34 protein-coding genes are annotated in these 20,173 nt (G+C 46.2%); 29 read left to right on the top strand and 5 right to left on the bottom strand.

All coding sequences use genetic code 11. The features are described 5' to 3' along the window. Window positions 1–759: 759 nt before the first annotated feature. From LHUE1_RS03020 to psiE, 5 genes are all read right to left on the bottom strand, one after another. Window positions 760–1,854 (bottom strand): zinc ribbon domain-containing protein, encoded by a 1,095-nt coding sequence (locus LHUE1_RS03020; protein ID WP_049170298.1) that lies wholly within the window; start codon window positions 1,852–1,854, stop codon window positions 760–762. A 273-nt stretch (window positions 1,855–2,127) separates the two neighbouring features. After that, window positions 2,128–3,165 (bottom strand): zinc ribbon domain-containing protein, encoded by a 1,038-nt coding sequence (locus LHUE1_RS03015; RefSeq protein WP_049170295.1) that lies wholly within the window; start codon window positions 3,163–3,165, stop codon window positions 2,128–2,130. Window positions 3,166–3,401: 236 nt separating this feature from the next. Then, window positions 3,402–4,172: a zinc ribbon domain-containing protein gene (locus LHUE1_RS03010; protein WP_049170293.1), complete on the bottom strand. Its 771-nt coding sequence runs from the start codon at window positions 4,170–4,172 to the stop codon at window positions 3,402–3,404. A gap of 704 nt (window positions 4,173–4,876) precedes the next feature. Next, entirely contained in the window at window positions 4,877–5,242 is a 366-nt protein-coding gene (locus LHUE1_RS03005; RefSeq protein WP_049170290.1) for a transcriptional regulator, read from the bottom strand. Between the two features lie 26 nt (window positions 5,243–5,268). Further along, window positions 5,269–5,706 carry a phosphate-starvation-inducible protein PsiE gene (gene psiE / locus LHUE1_RS03000; protein ID WP_047105400.1) on the bottom strand — a complete coding sequence of 146 codons (438 nt, stop codon included), beginning with the start codon at window positions 5,704–5,706 and terminating at the stop codon, window positions 5,269–5,271. Between the two features lie 402 nt (window positions 5,707–6,108). Between psiE and rpsJ the strand changes: the two genes are divergently transcribed. The 29 genes from rpsJ (at window position 6,109) to rplQ (ending at window position 20,118) form a co-directional block, all read left to right on the top strand. Then, on the top strand, window positions 6,109–6,417 hold the full coding sequence (rpsJ, locus tag LHUE1_RS02995) for a 30S ribosomal protein S10 (protein ID WP_005686699.1): 309 nt from the start codon (window positions 6,109–6,111) through the stop codon (window positions 6,415–6,417). A gap of 25 nt (window positions 6,418–6,442) precedes the next feature. Next, window positions 6,443–7,075 (top strand): 50S ribosomal protein L3, encoded by a 633-nt coding sequence (rplC, locus tag LHUE1_RS02990; RefSeq protein WP_010492633.1) that lies wholly within the window; start codon window positions 6,443–6,445, stop codon window positions 7,073–7,075. Between the two features lie 22 nt (window positions 7,076–7,097). After that, window positions 7,098–7,721, top strand: a complete 624-nt coding sequence (rplD, locus tag LHUE1_RS02985) for a 50S ribosomal protein L4 (protein ID WP_049170288.1) — start codon at window positions 7,098–7,100, stop codon at window positions 7,719–7,721. Next, a complete protein-coding gene (gene rplW / locus LHUE1_RS02980) occupies window positions 7,721–8,023 on the top strand; it encodes a 50S ribosomal protein L23 (protein WP_010492629.1) in 303 nt (100 codons plus the stop codon). Before rplD ends, rplW begins: the two co-directional genes overlap by 1 nt. 28 nt (window positions 8,024–8,051) lie before the next feature. After that, window positions 8,052–8,888 carry a 50S ribosomal protein L2 gene (gene rplB / locus LHUE1_RS02975; protein ID WP_039639959.1) on the top strand — a complete coding sequence of 279 codons (837 nt, stop codon included), beginning with the start codon at window positions 8,052–8,054 and terminating at the stop codon, window positions 8,886–8,888. Between the two features lie 39 nt (window positions 8,889–8,927). Then, window positions 8,928–9,209 carry a 30S ribosomal protein S19 gene (gene rpsS / locus LHUE1_RS02970; protein ID WP_003567557.1) on the top strand — a complete coding sequence of 94 codons (282 nt, stop codon included), beginning with the start codon at window positions 8,928–8,930 and terminating at the stop codon, window positions 9,207–9,209. A gap of 17 nt (window positions 9,210–9,226) precedes the next feature. After that, window positions 9,227–9,580: a 50S ribosomal protein L22 gene (gene rplV, locus LHUE1_RS02965; protein ID WP_003567555.1), complete on the top strand. Its 354-nt coding sequence runs from the start codon at window positions 9,227–9,229 to the stop codon at window positions 9,578–9,580. 13 nt (window positions 9,581–9,593) lie between these two features. Continuing rightward, window positions 9,594–10,256 (top strand): 30S ribosomal protein S3, encoded by a 663-nt coding sequence (gene rpsC, locus LHUE1_RS02960; RefSeq protein ID WP_010492622.1) that lies wholly within the window; start codon window positions 9,594–9,596, stop codon window positions 10,254–10,256. A gap of 3 nt (window positions 10,257–10,259) precedes the next feature. Next, complete coding sequence (gene rplP / locus LHUE1_RS02955) at window positions 10,260–10,694, top strand: 50S ribosomal protein L16 (RefSeq protein WP_005686719.1); 435 nt, start codon at window positions 10,260–10,262, stop codon at window positions 10,692–10,694. After that, on the top strand, window positions 10,684–10,878 hold the full coding sequence (gene rpmC / locus LHUE1_RS02950; RefSeq protein ID WP_005686721.1) for a 50S ribosomal protein L29: 195 nt from the start codon (window positions 10,684–10,686) through the stop codon (window positions 10,876–10,878). The genes rplP and rpmC overlap by 11 nt, the downstream gene beginning before the upstream one ends. A 20-nt stretch (window positions 10,879–10,898) precedes the next feature. Further along, entirely contained in the window at window positions 10,899–11,162 is a 264-nt protein-coding gene (gene rpsQ / locus LHUE1_RS02945; protein WP_005699404.1) for a 30S ribosomal protein S17, read from the top strand. 31 nt (window positions 11,163–11,193) lie between these two features. Then, entirely contained in the window at window positions 11,194–11,562 is a 369-nt protein-coding gene (gene rplN / locus LHUE1_RS02940) for a 50S ribosomal protein L14 (RefSeq protein ID WP_010492614.1), read from the top strand. Between the two features lie 29 nt (window positions 11,563–11,591). Next, entirely contained in the window at window positions 11,592–11,903 is a 312-nt protein-coding gene (gene rplX / locus LHUE1_RS02935; protein WP_010492612.1) for a 50S ribosomal protein L24, read from the top strand. A 24-nt stretch (window positions 11,904–11,927) separates the two neighbouring features. Beyond that, window positions 11,928–12,470, top strand: coding sequence for a 50S ribosomal protein L5 (rplE, locus tag LHUE1_RS02930; RefSeq protein WP_003567542.1), 543 nt, complete (start codon window positions 11,928–11,930; stop codon window positions 12,468–12,470). A 14-nt stretch (window positions 12,471–12,484) separates the two neighbouring features. Then, a complete protein-coding gene (locus LHUE1_RS02925; RefSeq protein WP_003567540.1) occupies window positions 12,485–12,670 on the top strand; it encodes a type Z 30S ribosomal protein S14 in 186 nt (61 codons plus the stop codon). Between the two features lie 25 nt (window positions 12,671–12,695). Then, entirely contained in the window at window positions 12,696–13,094 is a 399-nt protein-coding gene (gene rpsH, locus LHUE1_RS02920) for a 30S ribosomal protein S8 (RefSeq protein ID WP_010492608.1), read from the top strand. A 30-nt stretch (window positions 13,095–13,124) separates the two neighbouring features. Continuing rightward, entirely contained in the window at window positions 13,125–13,655 is a 531-nt protein-coding gene (gene rplF / locus LHUE1_RS02915) for a 50S ribosomal protein L6 (protein ID WP_025012539.1), read from the top strand. A 37-nt stretch (window positions 13,656–13,692) separates the two neighbouring features. Next, the gene (rplR, locus tag LHUE1_RS02910; RefSeq protein WP_005686733.1) at window positions 13,693–14,052 is read left to right on the top strand and encodes a 50S ribosomal protein L18; all 360 of its coding nucleotides are present in this window, start codon (window positions 13,693–13,695) and stop codon (window positions 14,050–14,052) included. A gap of 22 nt (window positions 14,053–14,074) precedes the next feature. Next, window positions 14,075–14,578 carry a 30S ribosomal protein S5 gene (gene rpsE / locus LHUE1_RS02905; RefSeq protein ID WP_010492603.1) on the top strand — a complete coding sequence of 168 codons (504 nt, stop codon included), beginning with the start codon at window positions 14,075–14,077 and terminating at the stop codon, window positions 14,576–14,578. Between the two features lie 11 nt (window positions 14,579–14,589). After that, complete coding sequence (rpmD, locus tag LHUE1_RS02900) at window positions 14,590–14,775, top strand: 50S ribosomal protein L30 (RefSeq protein ID WP_005686735.1); 186 nt, start codon at window positions 14,590–14,592, stop codon at window positions 14,773–14,775. A gap of 32 nt (window positions 14,776–14,807) precedes the next feature. Continuing rightward, window positions 14,808–15,248, top strand: a complete 441-nt coding sequence (gene rplO / locus LHUE1_RS02895; RefSeq protein WP_005692118.1) for a 50S ribosomal protein L15 — start codon at window positions 14,808–14,810, stop codon at window positions 15,246–15,248. Next, complete coding sequence (gene secY / locus LHUE1_RS02890) at window positions 15,248–16,573, top strand: preprotein translocase subunit SecY (protein WP_049170285.1); 1,326 nt, start codon at window positions 15,248–15,250, stop codon at window positions 16,571–16,573. Before rplO ends, secY begins: the two co-directional genes overlap by 1 nt. Window positions 16,574–16,729: 156 nt before the next feature. Continuing rightward, window positions 16,730–17,386: an adenylate kinase gene (locus tag LHUE1_RS02885; RefSeq protein WP_010492594.1), complete on the top strand. Its 657-nt coding sequence runs from the start codon at window positions 16,730–16,732 to the stop codon at window positions 17,384–17,386. 143 nt (window positions 17,387–17,529) lie between these two features. Then, entirely contained in the window at window positions 17,530–17,748 is a 219-nt protein-coding gene (gene infA, locus LHUE1_RS02880; protein WP_003567521.1) for a translation initiation factor IF-1, read from the top strand. Window positions 17,749–17,775: 27 nt separating this feature from the next. Beyond that, on the top strand, window positions 17,776–17,892 hold the full coding sequence (gene rpmJ / locus LHUE1_RS02875; RefSeq protein ID WP_003567518.1) for a 50S ribosomal protein L36: 117 nt from the start codon (window positions 17,776–17,778) through the stop codon (window positions 17,890–17,892). A gap of 33 nt (window positions 17,893–17,925) precedes the next feature. After that, window positions 17,926–18,291: a 30S ribosomal protein S13 gene (gene rpsM / locus LHUE1_RS02870; protein ID WP_010492591.1), complete on the top strand. Its 366-nt coding sequence runs from the start codon at window positions 17,926–17,928 to the stop codon at window positions 18,289–18,291. Window positions 18,292–18,311: 20 nt separating this feature from the next. Further along, entirely contained in the window at window positions 18,312–18,701 is a 390-nt protein-coding gene (rpsK, locus tag LHUE1_RS02865; protein WP_003567514.1) for a 30S ribosomal protein S11, read from the top strand. A 74-nt stretch (window positions 18,702–18,775) separates the two neighbouring features. Then, the gene (locus tag LHUE1_RS02860) at window positions 18,776–19,714 is read left to right on the top strand and encodes a DNA-directed RNA polymerase subunit alpha (RefSeq protein ID WP_047105402.1); all 939 of its coding nucleotides are present in this window, start codon (window positions 18,776–18,778) and stop codon (window positions 19,712–19,714) included. A 23-nt stretch (window positions 19,715–19,737) separates the two neighbouring features. Beyond that, entirely contained in the window at window positions 19,738–20,118 is a 381-nt protein-coding gene (gene rplQ / locus LHUE1_RS02855; RefSeq protein WP_010492577.1) for a 50S ribosomal protein L17, read from the top strand. Window positions 20,119–20,173 lie beyond the last annotated feature (55 nt).

Here is a 20,173-nt window from a genome sequence, read left to right as displayed (position 1 = left end):
GAATCATGGCGGCGTTGTACCGCCACAAAGTGAACAACAAAAGAAAGCACGACAGACCGTCAACCGAAAGTAGTTGATGTGTCTGCCGTGCTTTTTGAAATACAGTATTGAACGAAATTGTCAAAATCTTTTCTCCGTGATCAGTCTTAAATTTAATAGGATCATTTATGGTCAGTCAGGGGTAACAGCGCTTACACTCCGGCTTCTAACCGCGCCGGTTCACGCTCTCATTAACGCGTTCCCCGGCGCAGAAGTCTGCGTGTAAGGACCTTGGTCGCGATGGCCTAAGCCCGGGCCATCACGGTATTGGTCACTGGTAATATTGGACAAGATTTTTCTTGCAAGGATACTACGCTAAAAATATAATCTGCCAACTACCGGTGTGATTAGCAAGAGACTGATAATAAGTGCAATTAATATCGAACGAGTAACAATATCGTCCTTTTTTTCTATAGCAAATGCCCCATCAATCTTAAAGCCGCAATTTGGACAATATATGTCAGATTTGATTACAGCTTCAGCACAATTTGGACAAAAGAGTTTCAACGGATGCCTTCCTTTTCGTTTTCTCATTAGCATAAGGATCAGACAAGAAATGAAAAAAGCAGATATAAAGACTAACATAAATAAAAGTAAAATGCTCGATACAAATGATGACATCTACATACATCTCCAAAATTGTGTTTTATTGATTTATAAAGAGTCTTTAGATGTATTGAAAATAATAACGAAGATTCCTTTAAAAGTCCGAAAACCATTTTACTTTGAAAAAGATTTTGGTGAATAAAGGTTAAAGGACATTGAGTATTGGTGTTTTCGGTCTGGCTTCAACGTATATGTTTTCCCGTCAAAGCTAATATTTAACTTTCCATCCGGTTTGTTTGACCAAAGTGCTTCCTCACCTGCGACAGATAACTGAATACTTTCAAATCTGTGATTATCTATTCGTACTGTCCGTCTCTTCATTGACAGATCTGCTAAGTTTCCTATGTCGCTATACGACGGAATGGTGATATCTGCTGCGATTTTGAATTTTCCATACTTAAGATGAAGCGTTCCATTTGTGACATGCCAAGTACCATACTCAACCTCTGCTGTTGAATCTTGGCTTTCTTTGTACAACATAGCGGCATCTTGAGGTGTAATTTTCGCGTTAACTGGATAAGGCGTCCTCGTATAAACCTTTAAAGTACCGTCAGGCTTGAATGTGTAAACACCACCATCATATGCAGTATTCGTTTCCATGAAGCTGGGTAAATAATGAGAATAACTAAGAGTGAATAGCTGAGTAGACCCGCTAAGCCGATCCGTTGCGAGAGTTTCGAAAGCATTGATTACTTTACCTGCTGTGAAAACGTAAGTAACACCGGCACTGGTAGTTGCTCCAACAATGCCGAAGATAATGCTAGCCAAGATAGCAGGGAATCCACGACGGTTCAATATACCAAATATAATGAAAAGTGTCGCGAGAAACCCACCGAAAGCAGTCGTTAATTCTGGTTTATATGCGTTTGCTTCGGAGATCCATTGCTGCGTAGTTGATGTAAGGCTATTAGCGATTAAAGCATCTGCTTTTGCAGAATAAATATAACCGACAACTAGGATTACCAGTAACGCTGTGAGACCAGCATACCAGAGCTTCCTCCGAACGGATTTTTTTAAAAGAATTGCCTTTCCCTTGTTAAAACTAGACAACTTCGTGAATGAAGAATTTGTCTCAGTCTTATGGTCAAAAGAAGGTGTCGATCTGATTACTTGTGATTGCAAATCCGCGCCGCAGCTTGTACAGAATTTTGCATCCTCGCTCACAATAGCGCCGCAACGATAACAAGACTTAGTTTTTTGTGTATACATTTTTTCTCCAACTCTTAAATTGTTTAAAATCAAGATGCTAGTTTACTAACGATTCTTCAAAAATGGCTTCTATTATCTTGGGTCGGTATACTTAGAAATTGAATTTTACCCTAGCAATTGATCTAATCGCAACGGCACGTGCTTCTGCAAAGAAAACGCTTTGATTCTTTCGCGGCGAGCGATGAGAGTCTGTTTATTTTGTAGTTACTTTCCAAAGGTTTCTTAGTGCATGCTAGTTATATGGGTATTAAGTGCCACTTCATGTATGTTCTGCTACTTTTTTGGTGTCGTTGCATTCTGCAAAACGCCTAAACCGTAAATTGCGCCTGCTATATATGGCAATGCTTTGACGATGTTTGCCAGATTCTGAATGGTATCTATATTGGTATTAGAATTGTAAGCATACGCAGCTGCGTTAACTGCTGATGTGAGGGGGTTAGAATAGACGTAAGTAGCGGCAATTGTGGCCACAAAGCAAATTAGGATTGCGATAATTTTGAGAGTACCACCGCGAATATGACCAGTGATTCCTTTGATGGTACCGCCGATCAACATAGCTATGCCCACTCCAAACAGGAAGATACCCCAAATATAAAAATAGCCACCAGAATCCAATTCTCCACTTTGGAGCACAGATATAGCTTGACTACTAATTGAGCTAGTAGCATCCTTTCCTACGAGATACATCACAAGCCCGGTGACCGTGGAGACAATCCCACAAATGAGTTCGCCCGTCCACGTGAAACCATGATGTTGCGACTTGTTGGTCGTGGTATTGGTTTGTTTTTGCTGAAGTGAGATCGCGTCTTTTGTAGTGCCTGATGATTTGGCAACTTCGCTTGTGTTTGTTGTATGACTTTCCTCTTTGGGTAATACATGTTGAAGCTGCGAGAAACCTTTGCCAACTTTTTCGTTAAAACGATGTAAGCTATCCTTATCTTGCAACCACGTGTCGAGGCGTTCATCCCACAAAATTCTTTTTTTACCAGTGGAGAGCGGGTAAAAATAGATGAAGATTAGGTATGCAACTAACAACCAACAGCGTACGGAATTCACTGGTAAGAAGGTGGTAACACAAAAAAGGATAAACAATGTTAACGCGTTGTTTTTCAAAAAGGTTAAAACGGTGATAAAGTGCGTGCGACTCGGTATCAGATTTCCTAGGTCAAGTCGCAGTTCAAACATATGAGATTTCGACATCGTTACCTGCTCTTTGGTCTCCGCCGTTAGTGGGTGACCGCATTGTGGACAGAACTTGGGCTTGCCAATAAGTTTGTATCCGCAATGCGGGCAATAATTTTGCTCCGCCATAGAAGTCGCTCCAATCTACACTGTTTAGTGAAAATTGCTGCACACATATGATATCAGCAGCTTCCACCGAATATTGTGCCGCTTGAATAGGCATAATGCACACAAGCAGCTATTGTTCTCCTCTTTGAGATATAGTGACTTTGAAATGATTCACGGAGTCAATGAGGTAGAAGATCCTTTGGGTAATCTAAAGTAAGTCCGGTTTCTAGTTATCAATTCATAGATATATTGCAATGTTAATTTTCAAAGACAGGGTTGGGATTATACTCTCTGAACTTGATAGAGCGTAATGTTTTTATTCCGCCTTGTGCATTGCAAAAATTATCGATGTTTTGGGTATCGACTGGTGAATTAGAATCCGCGTAAAAGGTATTCGTTTTCATGCCGAAGTACACAAGAGTTTTTGTCCCACCTGTGTCTTTTTGCAACTGGGTAATTTCAATCAATGGGACACCTCCTGAGGCATAGCCGTAAGGATAGACGCTATAGGAGTTTTTTGTATAGCCGTGTACTACAAGTCCCTTTCCCATAGGCGGGAAGGTAGTCATGCTAATCCCATTTTGCTTGAAAGTTTTGCTGTGTGAGAAACCATAAAAGATTATTTCACGAAGTTGATCTTTGCGACTCAGATGACTAAAAACCAAATCTGTTGAATCTTGTTGGTTTGTGGCTGTTTCTGTGACGCTCTTATTAATTGAAGCTGTGCGTGAAAAAGCTGAACTACCTGCGAACATCAGGAAAGTACTAACCGCGGCAACCAAGAGTGGTAAGTAAATATAGCGATACTGTTTGGGTTTAGAAGTAGATTTGCTTTCTCGTCCTAAAGAAGTACCACAATATGGACAGAACTTAGCAGAGGATGTAACTTTCTTTCCACAATTCGGGCAGTGTCGTTCGGCTGCTCCAATCCTTGCTGTTTGTGAACCATGACGATAGATAAGCAGAAATCCAAGTGATATCAAAAAGACAGCAATGAAGAAGAAACTGAGTGCTGGTAAAGATAACATTGTGACACTTCCTTTTTCTTTATTCTAAAACACCACTTTAGTGTATTTTTTTTGTAGGCGTATTGTGTCCTGCGAAGTCTGCCCCTTTTAAAAAGTTCCACAAAGGCATTAATCATGCCAACGTCTTTAATAGGCCTTTGAAATTCTGAAACCAAATAATGTCCACTAAGACACTCGGTTCGGATAGCTGCGCATCTTTGAAAATGTTGGGAGTATGGTTTTTCTGGCAGCATTACTGTTCGGCAAAGCGTTTATGTAAGTGAAGATAATGTGATTAAGATGTCTGGCGATGGTGACTTCGATCAAACCTTTGTCAATCCATTAAAAGGTTAAGCGGAATTAATTGATTAAAACCGACACGGCGGGCATTTGTCAGTTCAATTGCTTTGAGTGCACTAAGTTCCGCAAGCTTGGTATCTTCTAACGCATCAAGTTTTACAGCATCTTGCGCCGATGGTTTGGCTGCTTTTAGTCTAATGGGCTTGGAGTACGAACATCATTGTGGTTCTGAGCTTCGCTAATGTCAGGGGGGATCATGGCGGTGTTGTACTGCCAAAAAAGTGAACAATAAAAGAAAACACGAGAGACCATCAGCTGCAAGTAGTTGATGTGTCCATCGTGCTTTTTGGAGTGGTGCATTGAGCCAAATTGTCTCCCGAATTGTCTGAGATTTTTCTCTCAGATCAGCTTTGAATTTATTAGGATTATTTACGAACAATGGTAGCATCATCATTGATGAGTGCCCTTAATAGCCGATTGTCTGCCTCTGCCGGAAATGCACCCGCTTCATATAATTCGATAGTCGCTGGATGTCGTCCCATTAAACTTGCAAGCTCTTGCTGAGACAAGTTGACCCGCGTACGATAACGCTTTATGTCTGCAGGTGAAACGATGCCCATCGCTTGACGGTACTTTTCATTTGCGATTTCCAGCGCCACATCGTCCAACGTCTTATCATCAATAAGCTCACCTGTTGACCGATTAAACTTAGCCGGTGCGGTGACTTCATATTCATGACCACGAATGAGAAACGTATTCGTGTGGTTTTTGATAATGTATTTGCTGTTCACAACAACTTTCTCCTAGGCAATAATCTCTAAAAATGCTGGTCAATATCCACATCTTTTTCATCGCGCGAGTGCTTGAAATCGCCGCTGACGTACGAGAAGACGGTTAGAACTCCCGCTAACACGAGAATGGCAAGCGTCAGCAGTAAAGTTTCCGTGCCGCGATCATGAAGAACCAGCAGCTGGCGCAGGATGGCCGTCATCGAAATCAGAATAAGGTAACGAATAGGGATGTGGTGGCCTTCTTCAATGTAACGAATGAGCATGATCACGAACTCAAACAGCATGAAGAAGCTGGTGACTTCCTGAATGACCTTGCCAAATAGGTCGGCTGAGAGTGGCCGGAGGATCATGCTGCCGATATCGATGATGTAACGGAGCATGAAGACAACGACAACAATGGCAAGCAAGCCGAGCAGAACGTCTAAGGCTGCGTTGACAATTTTTTTATAGTGGTCAAATTTCATAAGTGGTCTCCAATCCGTTGCGAAAATGAACGTACTTTAGTTGAATGTAGCACAGACGGCTTCTTGAGAAAACAAGTTTGCTTAGATCAATGTGTTACGCGCTGGCGGAGCCAAAAGAGCTTACCGATGAAATGATTGACGTGTATTATGGAAGAAACGGATTGCAGCGCGCATGTTTTTTCTGCAAACCTCAAGAAATGCTTGTAATGGCACGAATGTTTTTGTATACTATCAAGAGTGCTGTTTCTCGAAGGGGATAACTGTGCACTTGGTTCCAAAGGTGAACCAGAGTAGCGTGGATGTGAGAGGTTGCGACACGCCCGGCCGCTTTGCCACGGTGGCGAGTTGGTAATTTTCACGGAGCTAGTCTACTAACTGATAATAGACGAAGGAGGTCACACAATGGCAAAACAAAAGATTCGGATCCGGCTCAAGGCTTATGAACACCGGATTCTCGATCAATCCGCAGACAAGATCGTGGACACTGCAAAGCGCACTGGCGCAACAATTTCAGGCCCGATCCCGCTGCCAACAGAACGCACAATCTATACGGTGCTGCGTTCCCCGCATAAGTACAAGGATTCACGTGAACAATTCGAAATGCGGACACATAAACGTCTGATCGATATTGTGAACCCAACACCGAAGACAGTCGATGCTTTGATGAAGCTCGACTTGCCAAGCGGCGTCGATATCGAAATCAAATTATAATCTATAGAAAATAGGAGGTGTACCCATGGCACGTAAAGGAATCTTAGGCAAAAAAGTTGGCATGACGCAGGTCTTCACCGAAAACGGCGAACTTGTTCCCGTTACCGTCATCGACGTAACGCCCAACGTTGTAATGCAAGTCAAGACCGTTGAATCTGACGGTTATGAAGCAGTTCAACTGGGCTACGGCGATATGCGTGAAGTCTTGACGAATAAGCCAAGCGTCGGTCACGCCAAAAAGGCTGACACGACCCCTAAGCGCTTCGTTCGCGAAATCCGCGATGTAGCGCTTAGTGATTATGAAGTCGGCAGCGAAGTTAAAGCTGACGAATTCGCAGCAGGCGACATTGTGGATGTCACCGGTACTTCCAAAGGTCACGGTTATCAAGGTAACATCAAGAAAGATGGTCAGTCCCGCGGTCCTATGGCTCACGGTTCTCGTTACCATCGTCGTCCAGGTTCTCTTGGGGCCATCATCAACAAGGTCTTCAAGGGTAAGAAATTGCCTGGCCGGATGGGTAATCGTACCCGCACCATGCAAAACCTGCAAGTCGTTGCTGCTGACACAGATCACAATGTTCTGTTGATCAAGGGCAACGTTCCAGGGGCAAACAAGTCCTTTGTTACAATCCGTTCTGCTGTTAAAGCAGCTAAATAATACGAAGGGAGGACAATAACTAATGGCTAACGTTACTTTATATAAGCAAGATGGCTCAGAAAACGGCACAGTTGAACTCAACGATGCCATCTGGGCAGTCGAACCAAATGAAAACGTCGTGTTTGACGCAGTCGTGATGCAACGAGCTTCCCTTCGTCAAGGTACTCACGCCGTTAAGAACCGTTCCGCTGTTTCCGGTGGCGGTCGCAAGCCTTGGCGCCAAAAGGGTACCGGTCGTGCCCGCCAAGGTTCAATCCGCAGCCCGCAATGGCGTGGCGGTGGGATCGTTTTTGGACCGACACCACGCAGCTATGCTTACAAGCTGCCTAAGAAGGTTCGTCGTTTGGCGATCAAATCCGTACTTTCACAAAAGCTTCTTGATAGCGACCTTGTCGTTGTTGATGGCTTGAACTTTGAAGCACCAAAGACTAAGGCATTCCAAAATGTTTTAGATGGCCTCAAGGTTAATGAAAAGGCATTGGTTGTGCTCGAAGACGGCAATGAAGTTGCTGCCAAAGCCGCACGCAACCTGCCGAATGTGAAAGTTGTTCCTGCAGAGGGTATCAATGTCTTGGACGCTGTTGATTACAAGAAATTGATCTTAACCCAATCTGCGCTCCAAAAGATTGAGGAGGTGCTTGCATAATGGAAGCACGCGATATCATTTTACGTCCGATCGTCACCGAGCAATCGATGGCTGAAATGGATAACCGTAAATACACATTCGAAGTTGCACTGCATGCGACGAAGCAGCAGGTTCGCAAGGCTGTTGAAGAAATCTTCGGCGTGAAAGTGGTTAATGTCAACATTGCCAACGTTCGCGGTAAGAAGAAGCGTCAGGGCCGTTACGAAGGCATGACGCGTCGTCGTCGCAAGGCCTTAGTTGCCTTGAGCGCCGATTCCAAAGAAATCAAGATCTTCGCTGATGAAGATAACGATAACAAGTAACAAAAATTCGTTATAGGAGGTAAAACACGTGGCGATTAGAAAATACAAACCAACAAGCAACGGCCGGCGCAACATGTCCGGTTCCGACTTTGCTGAAATCACCAAGACAAAGCCTGAAAAGACTTTGCTGGTCAGCCAAAGCCATACGGCAGGACGCAATGCCCACGGCCACATCACGGTTCGTCATCGTGGCGGCGGCCACAAGCAATTCTACCGTGTGATTGACTTCAAGCGGAATAAAGATGGCATGGCCGCAACGGTTAAAGCCATTGAATACGATCCAAACCGGACCGCAAACATTGCTTTACTGCATTATGAAGACGGGGTTAAGTCCTACATCTTGGCACCAAAAGGTCTCAAGGTTGGCGATAAAGTTTACTCTGGCGAAAATGTCGATATCAAAGTTGGCAATACGCTGCAGTTGAAGAATATCCCAGCAGGTACCACGATTCATAACATCGAATTAAAGCCAGGTAAAGGTGCTCAGTTAGCACGTTCAGCCGGTGTTTCAGCTCAGTTACTGGGTAAAGACAACGACAAGTACGTCACCATCAAGCTGGCTTCCGGCGAAGTTCGCTTGGTTCTGGGTGAAAACCGTGCCACAATCGGTGCTGTCGGTAATGAACAACACGAATTGATCAGCATTGGTAAAGCTGGCCGTAAGCGCTGGTTAGGCTTCCGTCCGACGGTTCGTGGTTCTGTTATGAACCCTAACGATCACCCGCATGGTGGTGGTGAAGGGAAAGCGCCAATCGGCCGTCCGTCACCATTATCACCATGGGGCAAGAAGACCTTGGGTAAAAAGACCCGGGATCACAAGGCTAAGTCCGAGAAGTTCATCGTTCGTCACCGCAAGACGAAGTAAACACATTAATGTGTTACATCGATTAAAGGAGGTCACACAATGGGTCGCAGTCTTAAAAAAGGACCTTTTGCCGACGCTCATCTCCTGAAGAAGATTGAAGCGCAGGCAGATAACGACAAGAAGACCGTTATTCGTACATGGTCCCGTCGTTCCACAATTTTTCCAAGTTTCATTGGTTACACCATCGCCGTTTACGATGGTCGCAAACATGTCCCGGTTTTCGTGAGTGAAGACATGGTTGGTCACAAGTTGGGCGAGTTTGTTCCTACGCGTACCTTCCGCGGTCACAACACCGATGACAAGAAGACAACAGCACGCTAGAAAGGAGCACAACATTCATGGCTGATCAAATTACGTCTGCAACGGCAACGGCCAAGACAGTTCGGATTGCTGCTCGCAAAGCGCGCTTGGTAATCGACTTGATTCGTGGTCGCGATGTTGCTGAAGCTCTGGCAATTCTTGAGTTTACCCCTCGATCTGGTTCACCGATCATCGAGAAAGTGCTCAAATCTGCTATTGCAAATGCAGAACATAACTATGACTTAGATGCACAAAACCTTTATGTAAGCAAAGCTTATGTCAACGAAGGCCCGACCCTCAAGCGGTTCCGTCCTCGTGCCAAGGGGAGCGCATCACCGATCAATAAACGGACAAGCCACGTCACCGTGGTCGTATCCGAAAAAGAAGCATAAGGAGGGATAACGCGTGGGTCAAAAGATTAATCCAACCGGTTTCCGTGTCGGTGTCATCCGTGACTGGGATGCCAAGTGGTATGCAGACAAAGACTTTGCTGACTACTTGCATGAAGACATTGAAATCCGAAACTTCATCAATAAGAAGCTGTCAGAAGCTTCCGTATCACGTATCGAAATCGAACGTGCCGCAAAGCGCGTCAACATTTCCATTCATACTGCTAAGCCGGGTATGGTTATCGGCAAAGGCGGTTCTGAAGTTGAAAACTTGCGCAAGCAGCTTAACAAGCTGACCGGTCGTCAAGTTCACATCAATATTATTGAAATCAAGAAACCTGATCTGGATGCCAAGCTTGTCGGCGAGAACATCGCTCGTCAGCTTGAACAGCGGATTGCATTCCGTCGTGCAATGCGTCAAGCAATGCAACGGACCATGCGGGCAGGTGCCAAGGGGATCAAAACCCAGGCTTCCGGTCGTTTGAATGGTGCCGATATTGCTCGTCGCGAACATTACAACGAAGGCTTAGTACCGCTGCACACCTTGCGTGCCGATATCGACTATGCATGGGAAGAAGCAGCTACCACTTATGGCCGGATCGGGATCAAAACCTGGATCAATCGTGGTGAAATTTTACCTGAAAAGCCACAGCAAAATAGTGCGAAAGGAGGGAAATAATCAATGTTAGTACCTAAGCGTGTCAAGCATCGTCGTGAATTCCGTGGGAAGATGCGCGGTGCAGCCAAGGGCGGCAAGAACGTTGACTTCGGCGAATATGGTTTGGAAGCATTGGAATCCCATTGGATCACCAACCGCCAGATCGAAGCAGCGCGTGTTGCGATGACCCGTTATATGAAGCGTGGTGGGAAAGTATGGATCCGCATTTTCCCTCACAAGTCCTACACCAGTAAAGGTGTCGGCGTCCGGATGGGTAATGGTAAAGGTGCACCTACTGGATGGGTTGCAGTCGTTAAACGTGAGAAGATCATGTTTGAAGTCGGCGGCGTATCCGAAGCAGTCGCAAAGGAAGCTTTGCGCTTAGCATCCAACAAACTCCCAATCCGCACCAAGATCGTTTCACGCGAGGAAGTAGGTGGGCAATCAAATGAAGGCTAAAGAAATTACTGCATTAACCACTGCTGAGATGCTCGACAAAGAGAAGCAATATAAAGAAGAGCTGTTCAACTTGCGCTTCCAACAGGCGACTGGCCAATTGGAAAACACCGCTCGCTTGAAGCAGGTTCGCAAAAACATTGCACGGATCAAAACGGTCCTTCGACAACAGGAACTCAATAAATAATCGGAAAGGAGACATTTACCTTGGCAGAACGTAATTCTCGTAAAGTTTATCAAGGCCGCGTGGTCTCGGATAAAATGGACAAGACCATCACCGTGGAAGTCAGCACATACAAAACACACCCTGTTTATGGCAAGCGTGTTAAGTATTCCAAGAAGTTTTATGCGCATGACGAAGACAATAGCGCTAAAGTTGGCGATATTGTGCAAATCGCGGAGACTCGTCCTTTATCACGCAATAAGCGTTTCCGTTTATTGAACATTGTCGAAAAGGCAGTTATCATCTAATCATTTTTAGAATGAAAGGAGGACCAAATCCGTGATTCAGCAAGAAAGTCGTCTTAAAGTAGCAGATAACTCAGGCGCGCGCGAAATCCTTGTTATCAAGGTACTTGGCGGCTCATACCGCAAGACCGGCAACATCGGTGATATCGTTGTCGCAACTGTAAAACAAGCAACACCAGGTGGCGTTGTCAAGAAGGCTGATGTTGTTAAGGCTGTCATTGTTCGTACCAAGTCCGGTGCTCACCGTGCCGACGGTTCCTACATCAAGTTCGATGAGAACGCAGCTGTCATCATCAACGCTGACAAGAGCCCACGTGGGACTCGTATCTTTGGACCTGTGGCACGTGAATTGCGTGACGGCGATTTCATGAAGATCGTCTCCTTAGCGCCCGAAGTGCTTTAATCATTCTGACCAAATAGGAGGTGCGATACATGAAGTTTAAAACTGGTGACAAAGTGCGGGTTATGCGCGGCAAAGATGCCGGCAAAGAAGGCCAGATCACAAAGGTCCTGAAAGACGCTGATAAAGTTGTCGTTGAAGGCATCAACATGATCAAAAAGCACCAAAAGCCGAACAACGCCAATCCGCAAGGCGGTATCATCGATAAAGAAGCACCTATTCACGTTTCCAACGTGATGCTTCTGGATCCTGAAACCAACAAGCCGACCCGGGTCGGTTCTGAAGTTAAAGATGGCAACAAAGTGCGGATTGCTAAGAAGTCTGGCACCGCAATCGATAAATAATAGGGAAGGAGGACAAACTTTTTCATGGAGAATCGTCTTGAAGAACGTTATAGCAAAGAAATCGCCCCTGCATTGGTAAGCAAGTTCAACTATAAGAGCACCATGCAGGCACCTAAGATCGAAAAGATCGTGTTGAACATGGGTGTTGGTGATGCAACCCAGAATGCTAAGTTGCTGGATGAAGCTGTTGATGAATTGACACTGATCTCTGGCCAGCATCCGCTGATCACCAAGGCCAAGAAGAGTATCGCGGGCTTCCGTCTGCGTGAAGGCATGCCAATCGGCGCAAAGGTGACCCTGCGCGGCGAACGCATGTATGATTTCTTAGATAAGCTGATCAATGTCTCCCTGCCGCGTGTGCGTGACTTCCATGGTATTTCCCCTAAGTCCTTCGACGGCCGCGGGAATTATACGTTGGGTGTTAAGGAACAACTGATTTTCCCAGAAATCGATTACGATAAGGTTAATCGGGTTCGTGGATTGGATGTTGTTATTGTCACAACGGCAAATACTGATGAAGAAGCACTCGAATTGCTTACGCAAGTCGGGATGCCATTCGCCAAATAAGGGAGGTCCGCTACTTGGCTAAGAAGTCAATGATCGCTAAAAACAATCGGCCTGCAAAATTTGCAGTCCAAGAATATACGCGGTGCCAACGGTGTGGCCGTCCGCATTCCGTATATCGTAAATTCAAACTCTGCCGGATTTGCCTTCGTGAGTTAGCACATGCCGGCCAAATTCCAGGCATGCGCAAAGCTAGCTGGTAATCACTAGACAAAGGAGGTTAAATCAATGGTCTTGACCGATCCAATCGCAGATTACTTGACCCGGATCCGTAACGCTAATATGGTGCGTCACGAGTCCTTGGTCGTACCTGCATCAAAGATGAAGAAAGACATTTCTGAGATTCTTAAACGTGAAGGGTTCATCCGTGACTACGAAGTTATTGATGATGACAAGCAAGGCATGATCCGCATTTTCTTGAAGTATGGTAAGAACAATGAACGGGTTATCTCTGGCTTGAAGCGGATTTCCAAACCGGGTCTGCGCTCATACGTTAAGAGTGATGCGGTTCCTAAGGTTTTGAATGGCTTAGGGATTGCAATTATCTCAACTTCCGAAGGTGTTATCACCGATAAGGAAGCTCGCGCCAAGAACGTCGGCGGCGAAGTACTCGCTTACGTTTGGTAATTCATTACATCAAAAAGGAGGTGCCGATAAGTGAGTCGTATTGGTTATAAAGTCATTAAAGTCCCAGCCGGTGTTACTGTCACCAAAGATGGCGACAACATCACGGTTAAGGGTCCTAAAGGCGAATTGACGCGTCATTTTGTCCCGGAAATCGAAATGCATCAAGAAGGCGACGAAATCAGTTTCACCCGTCCTGATGATTCGTATAAGGCTATCCACGGTACCATGCGTGCCAACTTAAACAATATGGTCGTCGGTGTTACCGAAGGCTACAAGAAAGAAATGAAACTGGTCGGTGTTGGTTATCGTGCCCAAAAGCAAGGCGAGAAGCTTGTTTTGAACGTCGGTTACTCACACCCAGTTGAAATGACCGCACCAAAAGGGATTACTGTTGAAGTTCCAAGCACCACCCAGATCATCATCAGTGGGATCTCAAAACAGGTTGTTGGCCAATTCGCAGCCGTTGTTCGTTCCGTCCGTGCACCTGAACCTTATAAGGGTAAAGGGATTCGTTACGTTGACGAACATGTCCGTCGTAAGGAAGGTAAGACTGGTAAGTAGTCGTAACCTTCAACAAATTTAACAAGAGGTGAACATTGTGATTTCAAAGCCAGATAAGAACAAGACTCGGCAACGGCGTCACGCCCGCGTACGAGGCAAGATTTCTGGTACGAGCGAGCGCCCACGCTTGAACGTTTTCCGTTCCAATAAAAACATCTACGCGCAATTAATTGATGACGTAGCGGGTGTGACGCTAGCAAGTGCCTCCACTCTTGATAAGGACATTAAAGATCCTGAAAACAAGACCGACGCTGCTGCACAGGTTGGCGCATTGATTGCCAAGCGCGCTGTTGCTGATGGTCATAAAGTTGTGGTCTTTGACCGTGGTGGTTATCTGTACCATGGTCGCGTTGCTGCGTTAGCTGAAGCAGCACGTGAAAATGGCCTCGAATTCTAGTAAAAAGGAGGATAACCAACACATGGCATCATTTATCGATCCAAACCAATTGGACTTAGAAGACCAGGTTGTTGCCATCAACCGTGTTACAAAGGTTGTTAAAGGTGGTCGGCGCCTGCGTTTTGCTGCAATTGCAATTGTCGGTGACAAGAACGGTCACGTCGGCTTTGCAACCGGTAAAGCCCAAGAAGTACCTGAAGCAATCCGTAAAGCTGTTGACGCAGCTAAGAAGAGCCTCATCGAAGTACCGATCGTGGGAACAACCATTCCTCACGAAGTTATCGGTCACTTCGGCGCTGGTGAAGTGCTGTTGAAGCCTGCTGAAGAAGGTTCCGGGGTTGCTGCTGGTGGCGCTATCCGTTCCGTCATGGAACTTGCCGGCATTGCCGATATCACCAGTAAGTCCCTTGGCCGGAACACGCCAATCAACATGATTCGCGCAACAATGGACGGCCTTTCACAATTGCGGACTCGGGAACAAGTTGCTGAATTGCGCGGCGTTTCTGCGTCATCGCTTGAAGACTAGGAGGTAAACACATGGCTCAATTGAAGATTACTTTGACCCGTAGTGCTGCCCACCGTCTTCCTAAGCAACGTAAGATTGTGAAGGAATTAGGTTTAAACCGGGTAAATAGCTCGGTGATTAAGCCAGACAACGCAGCCACTCGCGGTGCGATTTTCCAAATTTCACACTTGGTTTCTGTTGAAGAAATCAAGGATTAATACATTATTTCGACAAGGAGGTGCCCAAGAGTATGCAATTGCACGAATTAAAGCCGAGCGTCGGCTCCCGTCATGCCCGCAAACGTCTGGGCCGCGGTACTTCTAGCGGTCAAGGTAAGACAGCCGGTAAAGGGACAAAGGGTCAATTGGCACGTCAGGGCGGCAAGACGCGTCTTGGCTTCGAAGGTGGCCAGATGCCATTGTTCCGGCGGATGCCTAAACGCGGTTTCAACAACATTAACCGCAAAGAATACGCAATCGTTAACCTTTCCGATCTTAACCGTTTCGACGATGGTGCCGAAGTAACGCCAGCAGCCTTGATCGACGCTGGTATTGTTAAGAACGAAAAGAACGGTGTCAAGTTGCTGGCAGACGGCAAACTTGAGAAAAAATTGACCATTAAGGTTGCAAAAGCTTCAACCGCAGCAAAAGCTGCTGTTGAAGCAGCTGGCGGTTCGATTGAGGTGATCTAATGCTGAGGACCCTAAAAAACGCGCTCAAGGTTAAAGACATCCGTAACAAGATCCTCTTCACTTTAGCGGTTTTATTGGTCTATCGATTAGGTACACTGATCGCGGTGCCAGGCGTTAACGCCAAGGCGCTGCAGTCAATTGGCTCGACAGGCTTGATCTCACTGCTGGATACCGTCAGCGGTGGCGGACTTGCGCAATACTCCATCTTTTCGATGGGGGTTTCGCCGTATATTACGGCGCAAATTGTGGTTCAGCTGCTGCAAATGGATATCGTTCCGAAATTTGTTGAGTGGAGCAAGCAAGGGGAAGTCGGTCGGCGCAAGCTGAATCAGGTCACCCGTTATCTAACCATCATTTTTGGGTTCTTTCAGGCAATTGGGATTACAGCCGGCTTTCAAACGTTAAGTTCGATGGGCTTGGTCAAGAATCCGTCTGTTAGTACCTACATTACGATCGGGATCATCCTCACCGGCGGTACTATGTTGCTGACCTGGATGGGTGAACAAATCACCGATAAGGGGCTTGGTAATGGTGTTTCGCTGCTGATCTTCTCAGGGATCGTTGCACGCCTGCCTTCAGGTCTTCAGGAGTTATATCGGGACAATGTTCAGGTATACTCCGGCGCCGAGATCTGGAAAGGAATTGCGTTCTTGGCCGCCTTGGCAGTGATTGTGATTATCGTGATCACTTTCGTTACTTGGGTACAACAAGCAAACTACAAGATTCCAATTCAGTATACCCGCCGCGTTACCAGTGCAGGTAGCAATAGTTACCTGCCACTTAAGGTGAACGTTGCTGGTGTTATTCCGGTTATTTTTGCGAGTTCTTTCATTGTAACGCCGCAGACAATTTTAATGGCTTTTCAGAAGAGTCATGGTAGTGATGGTTGGTATCAGGTCATGACCAACATCTTCAATATGCAAAAGCCTGCCGGAACTGCGATCTATACGATTTTGATTATCCTGTTCACATTCTTCTATGCGTTCGTTCAGGTCAATCCCGAAAAGGTCGCAGAAAACCTAACCAAACAAGGCAGCTACATTCCCGGTGTTTGGCCGGGTAAGGAAACTGAGAATTATATCTCGCGACTGCTTATGCGCTTGTCAACAGTCGGGGCATTATTCCTTGGTTTGGTTGCCTTACTACCGCAACTGGCCGCTAACATTTGGGGTCTGCCACAATCAATCGGGCTTGGTGGTACCAGCCTGCTGATTGTTGTCATGACTGCGATTGAATTAGTTCGGCAGTTAGACGGCTTGCTCATGAAACGTGAGTATGTTGGCTTTATCCGTGGTGATTTGGTTAAGGATGATCAGAAGAAGTAAACAAAATCGTACGTTAACCGGTTCGATTTTCGAATCGGCTAACGTGACAAAAGCAGTGTACGTGCCGGTGCACTTGGCAGCAAAAAGATTCAGATATTTTGTCTGAATTCAAACTTTGCTGTTACGCTGGCATGTATATTTAGAGGAGGATGCAACGTGAATCTCATTTTAATGGGACTTCCCGGTGCAGGGAAAGGCACGCAGGCAGAACGGATTGAGGATACTTATCCGATTGCACATATTTCTACTGGGGATATGTTTCGAGCTGCAATGGCTGCTGGCACGGCATTGGGTAAAGAAGCAAAGGGGTTTATTGATAAGGGACAGTTGGTACCGGATTCCGTGACCAACGGCATTGTCAAAGAACGTCTTGCTGAATCTGATACCGACGCCGGTTACATGCTTGACGGCTTTCCGCGCACCATTCAACAAGCAGAGGCACTCGAAACGATCACAGCTGATCTCAAGAAGCCGTTAGATGCTGTTATCAACATTGATGTTGCGCCTGCAAAATTGGTTGACCGTTTGTCTGGCCGGTTTATCTGCAAGACATGCGGAGCAACTTATCACAAAATCTACAACCCGCCAAAGGTTGCCGGCACTTGTGATCGTTGCGGCGGTCACGAATTTTTCCAACGTGAAGATGACAAGCCGGCAACGGTTAAGAATCGACTTAAAGTAAACATCGAGATGAACACGCCGCTATTGGACTTCTATAAGAAGAAGGGCCTGCTGCACACGGTTAATGGCGACCAGGACATCGATAAGGTGTTTGCCGATATCAAAGCGATTTTGGCGACTGTGGCAAAATAAGTGCTTGGACGATTGCACGCCCCTCATGACTGTTTTCAAAGTCGAAGAATTATGGTACAATATCGCGGTATGCGGTGAGTGCCAATCGGCCTCACCCTTTTCGCGCGTTAATAGAACCAATAATTTTTAGGAGGAAACACTTCGTGGCAAAAGACGATGTAATTGAGATCCAAGGCACCGTGACGGATACCTTACCCAACGCGATGTTCAAAGTCAAACTTGAAAACGGTGCGGAAATTCTCGCTCATGTTTCCGGTAAGATTCGGATGCACTATATTCGAATTCTCCCAGGGGACAAGGTAACGGTTGAATTGTCACCATACGATTTGACCAAGGGCCGGATCACCTACCGTTTCAAGTAGTTGCCAACTCAAGGAGGCTAAATTCTCATGAAAGTACGTCCATCTGTTAAAAAGATGTGCGAGCACTGCAAAGTGGTCCGTCGTAAGGGTCGGGTCATGATTATCTGCTCTGCAAACCCAAAGCATAAACAGCGTCAGGGATAATACAAACTAAAACAATAGGAGGTGTCATTGTACATGGCTCGTATCGCAGGTGTCGACTTACCACGTGGTAAGCAAATCGTCATTGCCTTAACCTATATTTATGGTGTTGGCAAGACAACCGCTCAAAAGGTTCTCAAGACTGCCGGTGTTCCGGAAGACGTTCGTCAAGATGACCTGACCCCAGAACAAGAAGACAAGATTCGTGCAGCTTTGGATTCATACAAAGTTGAAGGCGATCTCCGTCGTGAAGTGAACCTGAACATCAAACGTTTGATGGAAATCGGTTCATATCGCGGCATCCGTCATCGTCGTGGCTTGCCGGTTCGTGGGCAAAACACCAAAAACAATGCTCGCACCCGTAAAGGGAAGAAAGCAAGCATGGCAGGTAAGAAAAAATAATTAAAGGAGGTCATTGATCGATGGCAGGTAGAAAAACTACGCGGAAGCGCCGTGTCCGCAAGAACGTTGAATCTGGCGTGGCTCATATCCACTCAACCTTCAACAACACCTTAGTAATGATCACGGACCCTCGCGGCAATGCGATCGCTTGGTCCTCTGCTGGTGCACTCGGTTTTAAAGGTAGTCGTAAGTCAACGCCGTTTGCTGCGCAGATGGCAGCTGAAGCGGCTGCGAAGGAATCAATGGAACATGGCATGAAGTCGGTTGAAGTTGCGGTTAAGGGCCCTGGCTCTGGTCGTGAAGCTGCAATCCGTTCGCTTCAGGCAACAGGTCTTGAAGTTACTGCGATCCGTGATGTTACACCGGTTCCGCATAACGGTTCTCGTCCTCCAAAGCGTCGTCGTGTTTAATTGTTACCCTTCGACCGTTATGGCGGTCAGGCAGACAAATCTTCACTTCTCGTTTTGAAAGGGGTACAAACTAGATGATCGAATTCGAAAAGCCGAACATTACCAAAGTTGATGAAAGCACCAACTATGGCAAGTTTGTGGTTGAACCGTTGGAACGCGGCTACGGTACTACGTTAGGTAACTCGTTGCGGCGGATCCTTCTTTCTTCATTACCGGGCGCAGCTGTCAGCAGCATCCAGATTGACGGGGTACTTCATGAGTTCTCGACAATTGATGGTGTGTTGGAAGATGTCACCCAAATCATTTTGAATATCAAAAAATTGGCACTCAAGATGAATACCGATGAAGATAAGAACATCGAAATTGATGTCAACGGTCCGGCTAAGGTAACTGCTGCTGATATCGTCACTGATCCTGATGTTGAGGTCTTAAATCCTGAACAGTATATCTGTACTGTTGCAGACGGCGGGCACTTCCATGTACGTATGACTGTTAAAAAGGGTCGCGGGTATGTGGCAGCTGACCAGAACAAGTCTGATGACATGCCAATCGGTGTTTTGCCGATCGACTCGATTTTCACCCCGATCAGCCGGGTTAACTATCAAGTTGAAAGCACCCGTGTTGGCCGTCGGAATGATTTCGACAAGTTAACGCTGGATGTTTGGACTAATGGCTCAATCTCACCACGTGAAGCCATCAGCTTAGCAGCGAAGATCCTGACCGAACACCTGGATATTTTCGTCAATCTGACGGATGAGGCTAAAAACGCCGAAATTATGGTTGAAAAAGAAGAAACACACAAGGAAAAGATGCTCGAGATGACCATCGAAGAGCTTGACTTGTCGGTTCGTTCTTACAACTGTTTGAAGCGTGCCGGGATCAACACGGTCCAGGAGTTAACCAACAAAACAGAAGCCGATATGATGAAAGTGCGCAACTTAGGCCGCAAGTCACTTGAAGAAGTTAAAAACAAGTTGGCTGATCTCGGCTTAGGTTTGCGTAAAGAAGACTAAAATTTCGAAAAGGAGGCCAATCCATGAGTTACCGTAAATTAGGGCGGACCAGCTCACAGCGTAAAGCAATGTTGCGTGATCTGACAACTGATCTGCTGATCAATGAACGGATCGTCACAACCGAAGCCCGCGCTAAGGAAGTTCGTTCGACTGCTGAAAAAATGATCACTTTGGGCAAGCGTGGCGATTTACATGCACGCCGCCAAGCAGCAGCTTATGTCCGCAACGAAATTGCAAGTGTCGAGGAACAAGAAGACAGCGTTATTGTGAAGTCCGCTTTGCAAAAGTTGTTCAGTGACTTGGCACCAAAATACGCAGATCGCAATGGCGGTTACACCCGCATCTTGAAGACTGCGCCACGTCGCGGTGACGGTGCCCCAATGGTTATCATTGAGCTCGTCTAAACACAGTTAAAAACCGGCTGGCCCTTGAAGGTCAACCAACTTTGATCATTTGATC

Source organism: Lacticaseibacillus huelsenbergensis (assembly GCF_029726355.1).
GTDB classification, from domain to species: Bacteria; Bacillota; Bacilli; order Lactobacillales; family Lactobacillaceae; genus Lacticaseibacillus; species Lacticaseibacillus casei.
Note: the sequence above shows the minus strand (reverse complement) of the source record. Positions and strands in the feature narration are given on the sequence as shown.